Annotated in this window: 17 protein-coding genes; 8 read left to right on the forward strand and 9 right to left on the reverse strand. The window is 55.7% G+C overall.

Annotated elements, in window-relative coordinates:
- Positions 1-146: 146 nt before the first annotated feature.
- From SHM7688_RS12805 to SHM7688_RS12815, 3 genes are all read left to right on the forward strand, one after another.
- Positions 147-2,069 (forward strand): AsmA family protein, encoded by a 1,923-nt coding sequence (locus SHM7688_RS12805; RefSeq protein ID WP_058240345.1) that lies wholly within the window; start codon positions 147-149, stop codon positions 2,067-2,069.
- Positions 2,066-3,286, forward strand: coding sequence for a multidrug effflux MFS transporter (locus SHM7688_RS12810; RefSeq protein WP_306341267.1), 1,221 nt, complete (start codon positions 2,066-2,068; stop codon positions 3,284-3,286). The genes SHM7688_RS12805 and SHM7688_RS12810 overlap by 4 nt, the downstream gene beginning before the upstream one ends.
- A gap of 193 nt (positions 3,287-3,479) precedes the next feature.
- Complete coding sequence (locus tag SHM7688_RS12815; protein WP_058240346.1) at positions 3,480-4,292, forward strand: prephenate dehydrogenase/arogenate dehydrogenase family protein; 813 nt, start codon at positions 3,480-3,482, stop codon at positions 4,290-4,292.
- A gap of 7 nt (positions 4,293-4,299) precedes the next feature.
- Here the strand turns inward: SHM7688_RS12815 and SHM7688_RS12820 are convergent, their stop codons facing one another.
- Together SHM7688_RS12820 and SHM7688_RS12825 are read right to left on the reverse strand one after the other, a co-directional pair.
- Positions 4,300-5,031 (reverse strand): hypothetical protein, encoded by a 732-nt coding sequence (locus SHM7688_RS12820; RefSeq protein ID WP_058240347.1) that lies wholly within the window; start codon positions 5,029-5,031, stop codon positions 4,300-4,302.
- 121 nt (positions 5,032-5,152) lie between these two features.
- Positions 5,153-5,752 (reverse strand): GcrA family cell cycle regulator, encoded by a 600-nt coding sequence (locus SHM7688_RS12825; protein ID WP_058240348.1) that lies wholly within the window; start codon positions 5,750-5,752, stop codon positions 5,153-5,155.
- Between the two features lie 173 nt (positions 5,753-5,925).
- Here SHM7688_RS12825 and SHM7688_RS12830 point away from each other — a divergent pair, with 173 nt between their 5' ends.
- Complete coding sequence (locus SHM7688_RS12830) at positions 5,926-6,750, forward strand: ABC transporter permease (protein ID WP_058240349.1); 825 nt, start codon at positions 5,926-5,928, stop codon at positions 6,748-6,750.
- 118 nt (positions 6,751-6,868) lie between these two features.
- Here SHM7688_RS12830 and SHM7688_RS19895 read toward each other — a convergent pair whose 3' ends face one another.
- Together SHM7688_RS19895 and gap are read right to left on the reverse strand one after the other, a co-directional pair.
- Positions 6,869-7,012 (reverse strand): hypothetical protein, encoded by a 144-nt coding sequence (locus SHM7688_RS19895; protein WP_058240350.1) that lies wholly within the window; start codon positions 7,010-7,012, stop codon positions 6,869-6,871.
- Between the two features lie 90 nt (positions 7,013-7,102).
- Positions 7,103-8,101: a type I glyceraldehyde-3-phosphate dehydrogenase gene (gene gap, locus SHM7688_RS12840; protein ID WP_058240351.1), complete on the reverse strand. Its 999-nt coding sequence runs from the start codon at positions 8,099-8,101 to the stop codon at positions 7,103-7,105.
- A 329-nt stretch (positions 8,102-8,430) separates the two neighbouring features.
- On the opposite strand from gap, the gene SHM7688_RS12845 reads away from it, so the two are divergent.
- The gene (locus SHM7688_RS12845) at positions 8,431-8,889 is read left to right on the forward strand and encodes a (2Fe-2S)-binding protein (RefSeq protein WP_058240352.1); all 459 of its coding nucleotides are present in this window, start codon (positions 8,431-8,433) and stop codon (positions 8,887-8,889) included.
- A gap of 3 nt (positions 8,890-8,892) precedes the next feature.
- Positions 8,893-11,133, forward strand: coding sequence for a xanthine dehydrogenase family protein molybdopterin-binding subunit (locus SHM7688_RS12850; protein ID WP_058240353.1), 2,241 nt, complete (start codon positions 8,893-8,895; stop codon positions 11,131-11,133).
- Between the two features lie 43 nt (positions 11,134-11,176).
- Here SHM7688_RS12850 and SHM7688_RS12855 read toward each other — a convergent pair whose 3' ends face one another.
- On the reverse strand, positions 11,177-11,941 hold the full coding sequence (locus tag SHM7688_RS12855; protein WP_058240354.1) for an enoyl-CoA hydratase/isomerase family protein: 765 nt from the start codon (positions 11,939-11,941) through the stop codon (positions 11,177-11,179).
- Between the two features lie 194 nt (positions 11,942-12,135).
- Here SHM7688_RS12855 and SHM7688_RS12860 point away from each other — a divergent pair, with 194 nt between their 5' ends.
- Complete coding sequence (locus SHM7688_RS12860; protein ID WP_058240355.1) at positions 12,136-12,525, forward strand: response regulator; 390 nt, start codon at positions 12,136-12,138, stop codon at positions 12,523-12,525.
- On the opposite strand, the gene SHM7688_RS12865 is transcribed toward SHM7688_RS12860, so the two are convergent.
- The 3 genes from SHM7688_RS12865 to SHM7688_RS12875 all read right to left on the reverse strand — a co-directional run bounded on the left by SHM7688_RS12865 (position 12,513) and on the right by SHM7688_RS12875 (position 14,837).
- Complete coding sequence (locus tag SHM7688_RS12865) at positions 12,513-12,869, reverse strand: Hpt domain-containing protein (protein ID WP_058240356.1); 357 nt, start codon at positions 12,867-12,869, stop codon at positions 12,513-12,515. The genes SHM7688_RS12860 and SHM7688_RS12865 overlap by 13 nt on opposite strands.
- The gene (locus SHM7688_RS12870) at positions 12,856-14,340 is read right to left on the reverse strand and encodes a sensor histidine kinase (protein ID WP_158500699.1); all 1,485 of its coding nucleotides are present in this window, start codon (positions 14,338-14,340) and stop codon (positions 12,856-12,858) included. The genes SHM7688_RS12865 and SHM7688_RS12870 overlap by 14 nt, the downstream gene beginning before the upstream one ends.
- Positions 14,341-14,456: 116 nt before the next feature.
- Positions 14,457-14,837 carry a hypothetical protein gene (locus SHM7688_RS12875; RefSeq protein WP_058240358.1) on the reverse strand — a complete coding sequence of 127 codons (381 nt, stop codon included), beginning with the start codon at positions 14,835-14,837 and terminating at the stop codon, positions 14,457-14,459.
- A 541-nt stretch (positions 14,838-15,378) separates the two neighbouring features.
- On the opposite strand from SHM7688_RS12875, the gene SHM7688_RS12880 reads away from it, so the two are divergent.
- Positions 15,379-15,972, forward strand: coding sequence for an acyl-homoserine-lactone synthase (locus tag SHM7688_RS12880; protein WP_306341268.1), 594 nt, complete (start codon positions 15,379-15,381; stop codon positions 15,970-15,972).
- Between the two features lie 8 nt (positions 15,973-15,980).
- Here SHM7688_RS12880 and SHM7688_RS12885 read toward each other — a convergent pair whose 3' ends face one another.
- On the reverse strand, positions 15,981-17,060 hold the full coding sequence (locus tag SHM7688_RS12885) for a response regulator (protein ID WP_058240359.1): 1,080 nt from the start codon (positions 17,058-17,060) through the stop codon (positions 15,981-15,983).
- Positions 17,061-17,255: the final 195 nt, after the last annotated feature.

The following is a 17,255-nucleotide window of genomic DNA, read 5'->3' on the forward strand; positions in this document are numbered from 1 at the left end:
ATATAGGCGAGCGCGCGCAGTTTGGCAAAGGGGATCGCGGCGCTTTGGGATTTCTTGTGCGTAAGGGGGCTGGCACCCCGGTCGGGGTGATTGCCAGTCGGCTTTTACAGGCATAGGCTCTCTCTGAGCAGAAAAGGAGATCCGTGATGAAGCTGATCCGTGGATTGATTGGGGCGTTTGTTGTTTTGCTGATTGGCGCTGTTGTGCTTGTCGTGGCGCTGCCGGGGGAAAAACTTGCCAAATTGGCCGCAGATCAGGTGAAAGCGCAGACTGGTCGGGAGCTGAGCTTTGGTGGCCCGGTTGGGATCAGTTGGTATCCGGTCTTGGGGATCAGCGCCGAAGATGTGCAATTTGCCAATGCGCCGTGGTCGGATCTGGGACCGATGTTTTCTGCGAAAAAAGCGGTGATTGGCGTGGATGTCATGGCTGCGCTGAGCGGGGCGGTGCGGATCAAGAACATCGAGCTGGACGCGCCGGATGTGCTTTTGCAGAAAAACGCGGAAGGTGCCGTTAATTGGACCCTGAGCGGTGTCTCTGCGGATGCGCCGGCCCCTTCACCAGATGCAGAGAGCACCGAGAGTGGCGGGGTTGCGTTACAGGACTTTGCGCTGGAGCGTTTTGTGATGAAAGATGCGCGGGTGCGTTATCTGGAGCACGGCGGCACACGTCATGAATTTTCCGGCCTGTCCATGCAGATGCGCTGGCCGTCGCATGACAAAGCGGCAGATGTGACGCTACAGGCCGCGCCTTTTGGTCGTGCGATTGAAATGGAGGCCTCTGTCGCGGCGCCGTTGGATTTGCTGCGGGGGCAGCTGTCTTCGGTGGCGATCACCCTGACCTCTGCTGGAGGCAGTGCGGGGTTTGACGGGCGGTTCGGCCTGACACCAGAAGCCAGCGGGCAATTGCGCCTCGCGGCACCGGATGCGGCAGCTTTCTTTGCCGCGCTTGGTACGACAGGCCCCGAGGGGCCTGTGGCCGCGTCTGGCAATGTGACTTTGACGGGCGCAGGACAGTTTTCGCTGCGGGGCGGGACGCTGGAAGCGCTGGGCAACGCACTGACGGTGCAGGCCGATGTGGATCTCGCGGTGACCCCGCCATATGTGAAGGCGCAGGTTGCCACCAACCGACTTGCTTTCGCGTCTTCTGAGACGGGCGAAGCAGCACAGACATCTTCTGCGGGGGAGGGCGGTTGGTCCACGGATGAAATTAATGCCAGCGCTTTGGGGCTGGTCAATGGCACGGTGAGTTTTGCGGCTGAGAGTATGTCGTTTGACGGTGTCGAGGTGGGGCGCACCCGCGCGACGGTCGAGATTGACCGCGCGCGTGCGGTGGTCACGATTGCAGAGATGGCAGCCTATGACGGCACTGTGGGGGGCACGTTTGTTGCCAACAACCGTGGTGGATTGTCTGTGCGCGGCGATCTGACTGTGCGCCAGATCGCGTTGCAACCCTTTTTGACGGCAACGGCGGATGTGGACAGTTTTACCGGTAAGGCAGATTTGAACACGCGGTTTTTGAGCTCTGGGCAGAGTTTGGATGCTCTGATGAACGGGCTGAGTGGAGACGGGACAATTCGCATTGGTCGCGGTACAATTGAAGGGATCGATTTGGATAGATTGTTGCGGGGGGATGTGACCGGGGGGACCACGGTTTTTGACACCATGTCCGCCAGTTGGACAATTTCCGACGGTGTTTTGTTAAACGAGGATCTGGCGATGTCGCTGCCAAGGTTGGCTGCGACGGGGAAGGGCACCGTGGGGCTGGGGCTGCGCACAATTGATTATCTATTCACGCCACAACTGAAGGGCTCAGAGGGAGCCGCGGTGATTGTGCCGGTTAAAATCCGGGGCAGTTGGGACAACCCGAGTATTGTTCCCGATTTGGAAGCGGCGATCAAAGGGAGTTTTGATGAGGAACTAAAAGCGGTGGAAGACGATGCCGTGAAAGCGCTTGAAAAAGAGCTGGGTCTTGAGGCCAAGGAAGGTCAATCCACCGAAGACGCTTTGAAAGACAAGCTTGAAAATGAAGCGAAAAAGGGGCTGCTCAAGCTTTTGGGAGGGGGCAATTGAGACTGCTTCAAGCAGGTGCAACCCCGCCGCATCTGAACACTTTGGTTCTGTTGACCGCACTTTCGGTTCTTTCGCTTAATATGTTTTTGCCGTCGCTGGCGACAATCGCGGATGAATTTGACGCGACCTATGCTGTGGCCAATCTGGCCATGGGGGGATTTTTGGCGGCGACGGTTGTGTTGCAGATCATTTTGGGCCCGATGTCGGATCGTTTCGGACGCCGCCCGATGATGCTCTATGGGTTGGCTGTTTTTTCACTTGGCTCTGCGGGATGTTTGCTGGCACAGAGCATAGAAAGCTTTTTGTGCTGGCGTATCTTACAAGCCGCAGGCGTGGTTGGCATCGCGTTAAGCCGTGCGGTTGTGCGCGACATGCATGGGCCGCAGGAGGCCGCCAGTAAGCTTGGCTATATTTCGATGGTGATGGCTATTGCCCCCATGACCGGTCCTGCGCTGGGCGGTCTTTTGCATGAGACCTTTGGCTGGCGCGCGAATTTTGCGGTCTACCTCTTCGCAGGTGTTGGTCTTTGGCTTTTGTGTTGGCGGGATCTGGGGGAAACCAATCTTCAGAAATCGCCAACGATGCGATCTCAATTTGCCAGCTACCCCCAACTTGTGACGTCTCGCCGGTTTTGGGGATATGCGTTGTGCAGCGGTTTTTCTGTCGCAGCGTTTTACGTTTACATCACGGCGGCTGTGTTGGTTGGGGCGCAGGTCTTTGGTTTGCGGCCTGCGGTGGTGGGTATCACCGTTGGCGCCATTGCCATTGGATTTTCCTTTGGCTCGTTTCTTTCCGGAAGGCTGGGAAAGCGGGTGCCTCTGTGGAGGTTGATGATTGCGGGGCGGATTGTTGCGCTGAGCGGGCTTTCCATCGGGTTTCTGGTCACTTGCTTGGGGGTGGTGCATCCTTTCAGTTTCGTTGGAGGCGTGATTTTTGTTGGTATTGGCAATGGGTTGACCTTGCCCGCCACCAACAGTGGCGCAATGTCCGTACGTCCGCAACTTGCCGGAAGCGCGTCAGGTCTGTCGGGAGCGTTGAGCGTGGCGCTGGGAGCGGTCCTGACCAGTGTGAGCGGGGCTTTATTGACGCCAGACAATGGCGTGGTTTTAAGCATGGCTCTGATGATCACCTGTGTCGTGCTGTCTTTGCTCTGTGCGCTCTATGTGCGGCGGTTGGATGTCAAAGCGCCGTTGGGCGGGATGTCTGAGGTGTCTTGACGCGGTCGTCTGGCTGTGCGACCAAACGCGCATGAACACTGAAGGCATCTTTTTTGGCATCTATTATCCCCTGTCCACATAGTGGCGGGGTCTTTTGCATCTTCATTCGCCGCGTTTGACGGGGATGAAGCCAAAAAACCTTCCAGACAATCCATCCCCTGAGGACGAGGCCCTATAAAAGGGACCCTCTATCATGGGACTGAAACAGACATTTGAGCGCGCACATTCAGTGGAGCAGGCGCAGCAGCCTTCTGTTGGGCTGGTTGGATTTGGCGGATTTGGCCGCCTTATCGCACGCGAATTGGCGCAGGGGAACAAACTCACCATCTGTGACCCGCTTTACAGCCGGGCCGTCTTGCCTGATGGGCAGCGCCTGACATTGCAGGGGCTGGCAGAGGTGGCGCAGAGCGACATTGTCATTCTGGCGGTGCCTGTTTCCGCGATGGCGCATGTCTGTCGGGTGTTGGCGCCGCATCTGAGGCCGGGGACATTGGTGGTAGACGTTGGATCCGTCAAAGTTGCGCCCATGCAGGACATGCAGCGCCTCTTGCCCGCGCATGTTGAGATTCTGGGCACACATCCGCTGTTTGGTCCTCAAAGTGCGCGGAGTGGCATTGCTGGACATAAGATCGCGTTGTGCCCGGTGCGCGGCTCCAAATGGCGTCGCGTGGCGGCAGTATTGCGGCGGCGTGGTTTGCAAGTGTTGGTGACAAGCGCCCAGGACCATGATCGTGAGTTGGCTGTGGTGCAAGGGCTCACTCATATGATCGGCAAAGTACTTTCTGATTTGGGGCCGATGCCAGAGCGCCTGACCACGGCGAGCTTTGATCTTTTGCGTGAAGCTGTGCGCATGGTGCAGGATGATCCGCCAACGGTGCTACATGCGATTGAGGTGGCCAATCCCTATGCTGCTGAGGTGCGCAACGCATTCTTTGAGCGCGCCGAAGAGTTGAAAGCGCAATTTGAAGCCCATCCTGAGGTGGGACAGACAGTGCCTGCGTCCTAACGCTTTGTCAGATGACCATATATCCGGCGGTGGCGGCGGCTGCGCACGCCACGCCGATCAGAAATGCCACAACATTCACGCGAGCCCTTGGTGGCAGTTTGAGGCGGATCGACAGGATGATGATAATGCCCCCCACTACGGCGGTCGCAACCGATTGGTAATGATGGCCTTTTTCGATGTGGTTGCCCAGGATGCAGCCAAGATACATCCCGGTCATGAAGAGCGGCGCCATCCACCGCGCGAAGTCCTTGGGGTATTCGCGATGCAGAAAGCTGTTCACGCCAAAGAGGTGTATGGAAAACACAAAAACCGCAACGGCATAGGCAGTGGTGAAATCACTCTCGAAATGGGTGATGGTGATGCCGATCAGCACGTTGTAGGTGGCAAATGAGACGGCGTTGAGCGTTAAGGCGAAACGCGCAGGGCGGTTGTCGTGCTGTTTGAAGTCGACGAGATAGTAGATCAGGAAACCCGCCATCAGGTACATGTAGAGCTGATGCTCAAAAATGGCTCCAAAATCAGGATATTGCACGGCCACTTCCTGAGTCATCACTGCGATTTTAGGCAGCAGGTAGAGGAAGGCATAGCCCAAACCAATGCCAGAGCTGAAATCCAAAAGCCAGCGAGACACCTTCGGGAACCGTTTGAGAAATGGTGTGGCACCAATATGCGTGAGTGAAATCAGCAGCACCGCGATAACTTCGCGCCAGGTGATATCCCCATAGAGAAGCCCGGACATGGCTCAGCCTCTTTTTGTTGCCCATGCATTTAAACTATAAGTTGCGCGCAACGCTACGCATAAAAATAGCCCCGCAAAAAGCGGGGCCATGACGTGAATTGCATCTATTTGAGGCGCGGTGTTACCGTTTGCGGTCGCGGCGTGCGCTCATCGGTTGGAAAGCCACGCCAACATGGGCTTCACAATAGGGCTTCCCGGCCTGAACCGGCAGGCCGCAGAACCAGAAATCAGATGTGGCAGGATCGCCCACTGGCCATTTGCAGGTACGTTCGGTCAGCTCCATCAGGGTCAGCTTTTTGGCGGTTTTCTCTACCTCGTTGACCTTGGCCAGCGCCTCTGGGCTGATTTCATTTGCCGACGGTTGTGGAGGCAGCGGCTGTCCGGCTGGGATGATGGCTTTGCGCAAAGGCTGGGCAGGCTTCGCGGCCACTGCTGGTTCGGTTTTCGGCTCTGGTTTTGGCTCCGCTTTTGGGGCGGCCTTTGCAGCAGGTTTGGCCGCTGGTTTTGCCTTAGGCGCGGCTTTTGGTTTTGCGTCTGCCTTTGGTTTGGCCTCTGCCTTTGCCCCAGAGCTGGTCGCGCGGTTGGACAGGCCAAGACGATGGACCTTGCCGATCACGGCATTGCGGGTCACCCCACCCAACTCTTTGGCAATCTGGCTGGCCGATTGGCCTTCGCCCCACATTTTTTTCAACAGCTCTACGCGCTCGTCGGTCCAGGACATCCGTCACTTCCTCAGCTAGAAAAGCGGCCCCTAACAAGGCCGCCTCTGCATTTCTTGGTCAGGGGCCTATTCTAATCACCCCAGCCCGAGTTACAAGGCGAAGAATCACCGCAGCGCCGCGCCATGGCGCATTGGCCACAACCCGGCTGCTCTAAAACACCGAAGGACATCCCATGCAAAAGCCCGCATCAGGTCATGATCATCAACTTCAAATGGGCGTGCGCCGGTTTGGCCGGGTGAATTGGCTCGGTTTGGCGACCTTGGCACGGCGCGAAGTTCTGCGCTTTGCCACTGTCTGGACGCAGACATTGCTGGCGCCTTTGGTCACCGCCGGATTGTTTCTGCTGATTTTCTCCATCGCCATCGGACCGAGCCGCAGCGATGTCATGGGCGTGCCATTTCTCACCTTTCTGATCCCGGGGATTACCATGATGACCGTTATTCAGAACGCTTTTGCCAATACCTCCTCCTCGCTGGTGATTGCCAAGGTGCAGGGCAACATTGTGGATACGTTGATGCCCCCTCTGGCGCCTCTGGAGATGGTTCTGGGTTATTTGGCTGGCGCTGTGGCGCGTGGTCTTTTTGTCGCCTGTGCTATCTCATTTGCGATCGCGCTTGTTTTGGGGCAGGGCATCGCGCATCCGCTCTGGGCTTTGGCCTTTGTTGTTCTGGGCGGAGCCATGATGGGCGCGGTTGGTATCGTGGCCGGGATTTTTGCCAATAAATTTGACCAGATGGCGGCGATTACCAATTTTATCGTCACCCCATTGGCGTTTCTGTCTGGCACGTTTTACTCGGTTACGGCCTTGCCGGATGTGTTGCGGGGCATCACAAGGTTCAATCCGATTTTCTACCTGATTGATGGGGCGCGTTACGGAATGATTGGTGTGTCTGACAGCAGTCCTTACCTCGGCCTGATGGTGGTGTCAGGGGTGACCGCGGCCCTCTGTGCCGTGGCGTGGTGGATGTTGAAGACGGGGTATCGGCTTAAAAACTGATTTGAAGCAGGTGCGTTTCTTGGCCCGTTTGAATATTTGGGGCTGTCACATCTTGATGTGACGGGGGCAACGCCCCCTCAGGCTCAGCGGAAGCTGAGCCACCGAAACACGCGGACCGTCACCGCCAGAAGGCCATCCATTCGATCAGGTCAAAGAGTTTTTTGGCCAGAAACAGGGCTGCTTCGCTGCTGTTGAACACCATGTCGACGCCCAATGCTACCAGCAGAAACACAGCAATAAAGACAGCGATCGGATTGGTCATAACGCAATGCGCCCCCGGATTGTGGTGGTCAGGTCTGGTATGCCCGACCCCATCCGGGGGCGCAAGTTGTTGTCTGCTCAGGGGCTGAGATCAGAGGCTGCCCATTTTTGCAGCCACATCCGCCATACGTGCGGAGAAGCCCCACTCGTTGTCATACCATGCCAGAATACGCACCAGACGCTTGCCGATGACTTTGGTCTGGTCCGCTGCAAATGTGGAGCTTTCGGTGGTGTGGTTGAAGTCCACAGAGACCAGTGGCAGGTCGTTGTAGCCCAGCACGCCCTTCATCTCACCTGCTGCAGCTTCGGCCATTACGGCATTCACATCCGCTTCGGTGACGTCCTTGGAGGTCGTGAACGTCAGATCAACTGCGGACACATTTGGAGTTGGCACGCGGATGGCGGACCCGTCCAGCTTGCCTTTCAGCTCTGGCAGAACCTCGCCCAATGCTTTGGCCGCGCCGGTAGAGGTCGGGATCATGGACATGGCTGCGGCACGGGCGCGGTAGAGATCCTTGTGGCGGCGGTCCAGTGTTGGCTGGTCGCCGGTGTAGGCGTGGATCGTGGTCATGATGCCGCTTTCGATGCCGAAAGCGTTGTTGAGCACTTTTGCCACAGGCGCGAGGCAGTTGGTGGTGCAAGAGCCGTTGGAAATCATGTTGTCGTTGGCTTCGAGCTGATCGTCGTTCACGCCAAACACGATGGTTTTCTGCACGTTTTTCGCAGGGGCAGAGATCAGCACCTTCTTGGCGCCACGTTCCAGGTGCTTCTTGGCTTTCTCACCATCGTTGAAGTTGCCGGTGCATTCCAGGACGATGTCCACACCGTCCCAATCCAGCTCGTCCATGTCGTAGGTGGAGTACATGCGCATCGGACCTTGGCCCACATCCATGGTTCCATTTCCGGCCAAAACTTCGTTGCGGAAGCGGCCATGTACGGAGTCATAACGGATCAGGTGGGCGGCGGTTTCCAGCGGCCCGGTTGCGTTGATCTTCACAACACGCACATCCTGGCGTGCCTCTTCGGCGATATGCATCAGCGTGCTGCGGCCAATGCGGCCAAATCCATTGATGCCAACGGTAACAGTCATGAGGCGCTCCTGTCCTGCTCTGAAAGTATGAGAAGTTACCCTTGGCTATAGTCCTGAGGGGGCGTTTGGGGAAGGTGAAATCCTAATAGAAATGAGTATGTTAGCGATAAATCGTTGCGGTGTCGCTATCGGTGCCGCTGCCGGTGGCGCTAACGCTAGCATTGGGCGGAGGATGGTTTTTCTGCGCTGCGGCGGTTCCTCTGCAGGCGATTCGTCACCTTAGGTCACTTAGGGGGGCTTGGGTTTGGCACAATCTGCGAGTGGATTTCTGCGGCATTGGCGTATTTTATCTGATGTAGAAGGCGAACAGGAAATACGAGAGGCAGCCAATGCAACTGATCGTGGATGGAAAAACGCATGAGGTGGATGTCGAGGATGACATGCCTCTTTTGTGGGTGTTGAGAGACGAGCTTGGTATCAAAGGTGTGAAATACGGCTGTGGTGTCGCTGCTTGTGGGGCCTGCACTGTGCATGTCGATGGTGTGGCGGTGCGGTCTTGTCAGACGGTTCTGTCCGATGTGGAGGGCGAGATCACCACAATTGAAGGATTGGGGCAGCCAGAGGCATTACATGCGGTTCAAGAAGCTTGGATTGAACATCAGGTGGCGCAATGCGGGTATTGCCAGTCGGGGCAGATCATGCAGGCGGCCTCCCTGTTGGCCGAGACACCCAATCCAAGTGATGCAGAGATTGATGAAGCCATGTCTGGCAACCTGTGCCGCTGTGGCACCTATCCTCGTATTCGTGCGGCCGTGAAAACAGCAGCAACAAAAATTCAAGGAGCGTAAGTGATGGGCAAGGTTGGAAAAATTGCACGTCGTAGCTTTTTGATTGGCGCAGCTGCTGTGGCTGGAGGTGTGGCGTTTGGAGTCTATAAAGTCCGCACGCCTTATGAAAATCCGCTGAAAAATGATCTTGCAGATGGTGCGGCGACATTTAACCCCTGGGTCGTGATTGATGGCAATGGCATCACTCTGATCACGCCACATGGCGACAAAGGGCAGGGTGTGGCGCATGCGCAGGCGGCGTTGATTGCGGAAGAACTGGACGTTGAATTTGGCCAGTTCCAGATCGATTTTGGCAAGCCGGACAAAGCCTATTGGAACCGTGCACTTGCGGCGGATGGGGCGCCCTTCATGGCGACGGATGAGAGCTTTGCTGCGGAAGCCACGCGAGGCGTCATGGGCGGCATGATGAAGTTGCTGGGCATGCAGCTGACTGGCGGATCCACAGCCATGCCTGACAGTTTTGACAAGCTGCGAGAGGCAGGTGCAGTGGCGCGTGAAACGCTGAAGCTGGCGGCCAGCACGAAGACCGGCGTGCCGGTGGCACAGCTGAAGACAGCCCAAGGGGCAGTGATTCTGCCAGATGGCAGCACGCTTGCTTACACGGATCTGGCTGCGGAGGCGGCAGAGCTGGAGCCTGTCACAGACATTCGCCTACGCGCGCCCGCGCAGTGGCGGCTCATTGGGAAGCCGATGAACCGTATTGATATGGTTGCAAAATCAACAGGCACATTGGCCTATGGTATCGATGTGGACATCGATGGCATGGTGCATGCCGCCGTTATGTGTAACCCGCGTCAGGGCGGGGCTCTGCTGAGCTACGATGCCGGCGCTGCCAAAGGCATGCGGGGCGTTCAAGAGGTGGTCGAGGTGACTGGCGGTGTCGCGGTTATCGCCGACAACACTTGGCGCGCCATTCAGGCTGTGCAGGCGATTGATGCCGAGTGGGGGGAAGCGCCTTACCCTGCGGAGCAGGAGGATCATTGGGCAGCCCTTGAGGCGTCTTTTAATGAGACGCATCTGGACAAAGAATGGCGTAACGAGGGCGACGTCAGTGCAGCGCTTGCCAGTGGCAAAGCGGTCGAGGCAGAATATCGCGTGCCCTATGTGGCGCATGCACCTTTAGAGCCGCTCAACGCCACTGTTCTGGTTGAAGATGACAAGGTGACCGTATGGACCGGGCACCAAATTCCACGCATGCTGCAGGATCTTGTGGCTAAAATTACCGGGCACAGCGCCGCGCAGGTGGATTTGGTCAATCACTTTATGGGGGGCAGTTTTGGACATCGGTTGGAATTCAAACATGTTGAGCTGGCTGCTGAAATTGCCAATCAGATGCGCGGAACGCCGGTTAAACTAACCTATAGCCGTGAAGAGGACTTTGCGCATGATTATCCGCGCCACATTGGCATGGCGCGCGGTTCCGGGGCTGTTAAAGATGGCAAAGTGATTGCCATGGATCTGGAGGTTGCCACGCCGTCGGTGGTTGCATCTCAAATGGGACGCGCAGGGGTGACAGTGCCGGGCCCAGATATGCAGATTGCAGCGGGTGCATGGAACAACCCTTATGGGTTGGAAAACTTCCGCATGCGGGCGTATCGCGCACCAGAGCTTGCGCCGGTGTCGAGCTGGCGTTCGGTTGGGGCGTCGGCTGGCGGGTTCTTTTTTGACAGCTTGCTTGATGAGCTGATCCATGAGGCGGGCGCAGACCCGCTAGAAGAACGTATTCGTCTTATGCAACATGACGTCAGCCGTAAAGTGCTTGAGGCTGTTGGTGAAATGTCAAACTGGGGCAGCCCCTTGGGGCCCAACAAGGGCAGAGGCGTCGCCTTTGTTGAGAGCTTTGGGGTTCCGACCGCAGAAGTGATTGAGGTGACCAATACCGAAGATGGCATCACCATCGACAAAGTCTGGGTCGCCGCAGATGTGGGGACAGTGATCGATCCTGTGAATTTTGAAAATTTGGTACAGGGTGGAGTTGTTTTTGCCCTTGGCCATGCGATGAACAGTGAAATCACCTATTCCGATGGGATGGCAGAGCAAGCCAACTATTGGGACGCAGAGGGCATGCGCATGATGCAATGCCCTGAGATCATGGTGCGCGGTTTGGAGAATGGGAGCGCGGTGCGCGGCGTCGGAGAGCCGCCCATACCTCCGGCGGCGCCGGCCCTGGCCAATGCGATATTTGCAGCAACCGGACAGCGCATTCGCGAGTTGCCGCTGTATCATCACGTCGATTTTGTATGATCGGAAAGGACCGCCATTTTGGCGGGCTTTTTGTGAGTTGGGGCTAACTGGCAGTAAAGTTTGACGCGCGTTTTTCGAAAAACGCAGCGCGCCCTTCTTTGGCATTGTCGCTGGCCATGAGTTGGGGTTGCACGTTGCGTTCGTAGTCCAGCGCGTGATCAAGGCGACCGGAATCAAAAGCTTTGATGGCGCGCAGCGCCTCCGGCGCGAGGGTGTTCAGATGCTCGGTGAGCTCCAGTGCTGCCTTCAGAGCCGTGCCATCTTCGACCATTTCATCGATCATGCCGTAAGAGAGTGCGGTGTCTGCGGTGAGGGGGTTGGCATAGAGCATGATTTGTCGGGCGCGCGCCTGTCCGACGCGGGCGGGCAGAGAGGCAAGAAGGCCATAGTCCGGAATCAGGCCAATCTTAGGGAACGCCGACATGAACCTTGCGGATTCACTCGCAACAACCGTGTCACAGAGCATCGCCAGCGCCAGACCAGCACCGGCGGCCCAGCCTTCAACAGCGGCAATGACGGGAACCGAGGCGCCGGTGATTTGATTGACCATGCGTTTGACATGTTCAAAGTTGATCCGCTTTAAACGCATAGGTGCATCCATTGCAGAAATGTCTCCGCCGGATGAGAAATTGCCGCCAGCACCTGTCAGAATGATCGCGCGAAATGATGGATCAGCCTCAACCTCGACCAATACTTCTGAGAGCGCTTCACGAGTGGACGCTGAAATGGGGTTGAGGCGGTCGGGATCATTGAGTGTGACAACCATCGTATGGCCGATACGCTCTTTGATAATTGGGGGCGTGGTCATGTCTGGCTCCGGTCTTGATCGCATGGGTTCGCACAGCTTAGGGCATCTTCTTATACGGGCAAGCTCGGCTGCTTTGCCCAACGCCGCGTCATCTCTTTTGGACAATGTGCCCTTGATATAGCCGGTTCTGATGGATTGCGGGTTCCTTGGGCTGGAACGTGCGGGTAGTCTGCGATGGGGATTTGGGGTGAACTATGGGCGACATTCGTAGAATTTTGCATGTCGAGGATGATCCCGACATTCGGGAGATCGCGCTTTTGGCGCTTTCAGATCTTGGGGGCTTCGACGTTTTGCAATGCGCCAGTGGCGCAGAAGCAGTGGCACATGCCGAAGGATTTGCGCCGGAGCTATTGCTGCTTGATGTTATGATGCCGGGGATGAGCGGATTTGAGACCTTGGCCGCCCTGCGCAAGATAGCGGGATTAGTGCAGACACCCGCCATTTTCATGACGTCCAAGGATGTGTCATCACAGCAGCATTTTGAGATACATTCGACTGCCATCGGGGCCATCCAAAAACCATTTGATCCCGTGCGTCTCCCTGATCAGTTGCGACAGATCGTAAGCGATGCTCAGGGCATTTGAGCAAAGCTGTCGGTGTAAATGACACGGTTGAGCTCCTGTCTCAGCAAGTCGGCGGTTTGCAAAACCTTTCTGAGATATTGATCTGTGGGGGCTTGAGTGAGACAGGCCTCAAGGCATGTTTCTGTGTGTCGCGCCACTTCACCAAGCTGAGCCAGCCCATAGGTGGCGCTTATTCCGGCGAGTTTGTGGCTGGCCAGATGGAGTTGTCTGAGCTGTAGAGGGCAGGGGCCGGATTTAGAGAGCGCGCCTGTCAGGGACGCAATTTCGGCTGCCCGTTCTGGCAGGCCCGCGAGGAACCGCCGCTTGAGGGCTATGAGACTGCTTTGAAAATCATGCGTCGTCATAACGGACCGCCTGGCGTTTGGTGTCATTTTGACCGCTGCTCTCAGGGTCTGTGTCGCACAGAGGAAAAGTCGCAAAGAAGCGCGTTCCTTCACCCGGCGCACTTTCAAAATCAATGGAGGCTCCATGATCTTCCACAATCTGGCGGGCGATCGAGAGACCCAGCCCTGTACCGTCGAAATTCCTCGAATCTGACGTGTCGACCTGTGCGAATTTGTCAAACACGAGGTGTCTGCTGTGGTCGGGAATGCCAATGCCGTAGTCGCGCACTTCCAGAACTGCACAGCCATCGGAGAGCCGCGCGCCAAGTTCCACATAGCCGCCGGCATGGGAAAACTTGACTGCGTTGGACAGCAGGTTGTCGAGAACCTGCATCATGCGCTCATGATCGGCGCGAATGGTCAGAGGGACGTCTGATGGAATTGTTCGCACAGAAATGTCGAACTGATCCGCATAGGGAGTAATGGATAGCAGCGCATCATCCAGCAGATCCTGCACATCTACCGGCGCAAGATGATAAACCATCTTGCGGGCTTCCATTTTTTGAATGTCGAGAAGGTCATTGATGAGCTTGGTCAAGCGTTTGCTGTTTTTATGCGCGATCTCCAGCATCCGGTCTGCGCTTTCCGGGTTCTTTGACAGATCGCTTTCGCGCAACAGGGTGAGGGAGCCGGTGATTGATGTCAGTGGGGTGCGCAGCTCGTGGCTTACAACGGAGACAAACTGGGATTTGATCTCATAGCTCTCACGAGCGCGGTCGCGTTCCGTGCGCAGATCATCAAGCTGATCCAGGGTGCGCTGATACATGCGCAGGAAAATCGTTGAACATTCCAAGACAAAATAAAGCACGAACAGAGAGGTGGCGAAGTGCATCCACATCTTGGATTGAAACGTGGCCGTATGTGTGACGATGTCATAGGCAGGAATGAAGATGAACAACGCGCCATAGGTGACGAGCCGCAAGGCCAGAATTTGAGGGATCTGGTGGTTGTTCACAGCCGCAAACAGCCCAGCGGCGAACAAGAAGAACAGTGAGGTAAAATGCTCTGTTGGGCCTTCCAATCGTGCCAAAAGCAAAGTGAACGTCGCTATGGACATGGCTGAGAGGCCATTGGACAGAAACAGAAGCTTCAGCAGTTTGTGGCTGTATCTCAGGGAATGATCTGTGCGGTTGATCACCCTGTAGCAAACGGCACTGTCAAAAAGATCTGCGGTCTGCACCAGCAGATAGCAAAATGCTGCCAGCGGCCAAGAGTAATAGAATCCACAGAGAAAGCCTGCGCCTGCGTAGATTCCTTGACGTTGCCAAAACAGCACCACACCGCCAGTTGCAAAATCGTGGATCTGTTGCTTGAGCCGCCGGGAGTCTTCTATGTTTGGAGGCCGTTTTGGTGCCAGCAGACGCACTCGTTTGGCGATCGCTGACAGGAGTGGCGACCTGAGTGTCCGGTGTTTGGGGTGTTCAGTGTGCATTCTGCGACATCCGAAAAAACAAGCTTGTGGAGGCTGCACCTTCTGTGCATTTCCTGACATGTTAAGCTTTCGAATGTGTTCTGAACGTGTTCGGCCAGCGACACTATTGAGGTTTATCAGTTCGGACGTGCCGAGAGGGGCGCCTGAAATACGCGACCTTCATGTTCAAGACCCACCTGTTCGCTGAAGTGCACAAAGTCGAGCAATTCGAAGGTGGTGTCTACGTGACCGCGGTGATGGGGGACATAACCGGACTGATCAAAGGTGCCGGTGGCTTCAATCACATCCCCTTGAGAGACGGTTTTGCGAAACCGTTCTATCAGCTTCTTGTCGCGCACGGTGAAGCTAACGCGCTTGGGGTAGCGGAAGCCAGGAGCCTCTGCATCAGTTGCGGCTGATGCGGATATGTCCACAAGAAGTTTTGGTTCCGGCTCAGAGAGCAAAAGCGTGTGAGCAATCTCACCCTTTACATGAAAGTTCAGAAAATACGCCTGCATATCTGTCCCTAGTATTGCGCCCAAGCCGTGGGCGGAGGTTTGGCCAACCCTGCGCGTGTAAGGTGGCAATTTGGTGGTATGGGCTGGGAAATTTCGCGATTGTCAGGTCGCTTTGTCCCAGCGTCCCCTGAACCTCGGTGCAATTGGTTGATAGAGAGTAAATTTTTTGCACTGACTTCATATAAAATTGCAAAAACTGTGTTCACAAAGTAGAAACTATGAGGAAAGTTTTAGTAGTGAACTTTTTCAGTAGATGTTGACTCAAATTTGTGGCTCAATCGTCTCATAGGTGTATTGGGATTGGTGGGGTCCACGCGGCTAGGTTGTTTGTTTTTTGATCAAAAACCACCCATGCCTGTAGTGATTTAAGATTTGTGTTTGTGGACGAGGTATTTGTCTGGGGTGTTTTGGGGCGCTCCCGTCCCCAGTCCTGTGTTGTATCCAGTGGGTAGGGTTAGTGATACGGCGCGCGCCAGAATGGCCGCGTTTGAGTGCCAGTGTATTTGTTTGAATTAGGGGCAATACTGTATCCGGAGAACCGATGGATATGCTGACGACGACCTTGTCGTTCGAGAACATGCACAAGCATGGCGAACTGATGGTCAACTTACTTAGGGCGCGCAAACAGTCCTTTATTGTTCAAAATAATTGGGACCTGCCAGAAGTGGCGGGTATGGAATACGATCAATATGATACGCCTGCGAGCAGCTGGATCGCGGTGCATGAGGGGGAGCGCGTTCTTGCAGGTGTGCGCCTCACGCCGACAACTGCACGTTGTGGGATGTACTCCTACATGGTGCGTGATGCTCAGAAGGGCATGCTCGAGTCGATCCCGACGCATCTGCTTTATGAAGAGGCGCCGATTGATCCGCGTGTATTGGATGCAAGCCGGGTCTTTGTGGCGCGAGATGTGCCTGCACAACGGCGTCGCGAGGTGCAAACCCGCCTGATGCGTAAGCTTATCCAAACGGCCCGTGCTATGGAGGCGAGGCAAGTGATGGGGTTGGTGCCCGCTGTCTGGCCGCGGTGGATCAGGCCGTTGGGGCTAATTGCTGAGCCAGCCGGGCCGGTGATGAAAATCGACGGGCAACCTGTGCAGGTTGCCCTTATGGATCTTGATCGCACGCGGCATTAATCCGCAGCTCAGCTGAAGGCAGCTATAGCTGGTCGTTGATGGGTTTCGTCGCGCAGTGCATCCTGCAGAAGGTGTTCGTATGCGCGGCGTTCCATTTCAGTTTGAAAGCCAGTGCCTGGGTGTAGGCGCACAGACTTGCGCAGATTCACAATGCCTTTGGTGTGATCATTGGCGCGCGCTTCGGCACTGAGTGCTGCTTTTTGCAGCGCGCCAATGGCACCGCAGCGGGTTAGAGAGAGCATACTGAAGCGCTCTCCGACGTTGACCGAACTCTGTAGCCCGTCCATCTGAGTTGAGGGTACGTAGGTTAGCCGTTTGTTGAGCTCAACTTCGATGCGAGATTGAGAAAATGCGGCAGCACGCGGTATGACACAGAGGAACAGACCATCTCCTCTGTAGGTTGCCACAACACTGTTTTCAGCAATCACAGACATCATTTCGCTTGAAATGTCCGTCAAGAGTTGGCGGAAACCGATCGCCGGAAGTGTTTTATAGGCGGTTTCGATGGTGTTGATCTTGACCGCAAATGCGGCGTTGCGCATCAGATCTCCTCGGGTGAGATTTATCAGGTGATTTTCAAAGGCGACGTAGCCCAGCACCTGTGTCACGCCTGTGATTTCAATTGGCTCTTCCAGGCTGTGACTCGTGCTGTGAAGCAGGTCACGTTTCAGGGATGCCATTTCCGAAGCCTTGACCGCTAGTCTCTGATGTTCTGAAACAAGGCGACTGGCCACTGAGATCCGGCTGAACAGTTCCAGAAAATCAAAAGGTTTGGTGACATAGTCTGTCGCCCCTGCGGCAAATGCTGCATCGATATATTTTTTCTGCGACATTGCTGTCAGCATGAGGATCGGTGTGTTGGCATGTCCCCGCGTTTTGCGAATTTTTCGCGCAAGCGTGATGCCATCCATAACCGGCATTTGAATGTCCAATAGGAAGCAATCAAACGGAATTTTTGCTTTGGCAATGGCCCGGATGGCTTCCGGTCCAGATGGTACGGTGACGATCTGATGAGTGGTTTTAGCGGAGACTGCTTCTGTTAGAAGTTCCCTGATGCTTTCATCGTCGTCGACGGCCAGTATTTTCATCGCTCAGCCCCTTCTTTGGCTGCTGTGATCCAGAACGCATGAAACTCAAACCCACGAGTTGGACCGACATTCTGTCATCCAACGGGAGATACTGTGGCGGGGGATTGCGTCCACAAATGGGCGAAAGGGGGGCTTGTATGAAAAAATTAAGTAATTGTTAACCACGGTGTTAGGGTGGTTTACGGGGGGGGGGGG

The sequence above is a fragment of the Shimia marina genome (assembly GCF_001458175.1).
GTDB lineage: Bacteria > Pseudomonadota > Alphaproteobacteria > Rhodobacterales > Rhodobacteraceae > Shimia > Shimia marina.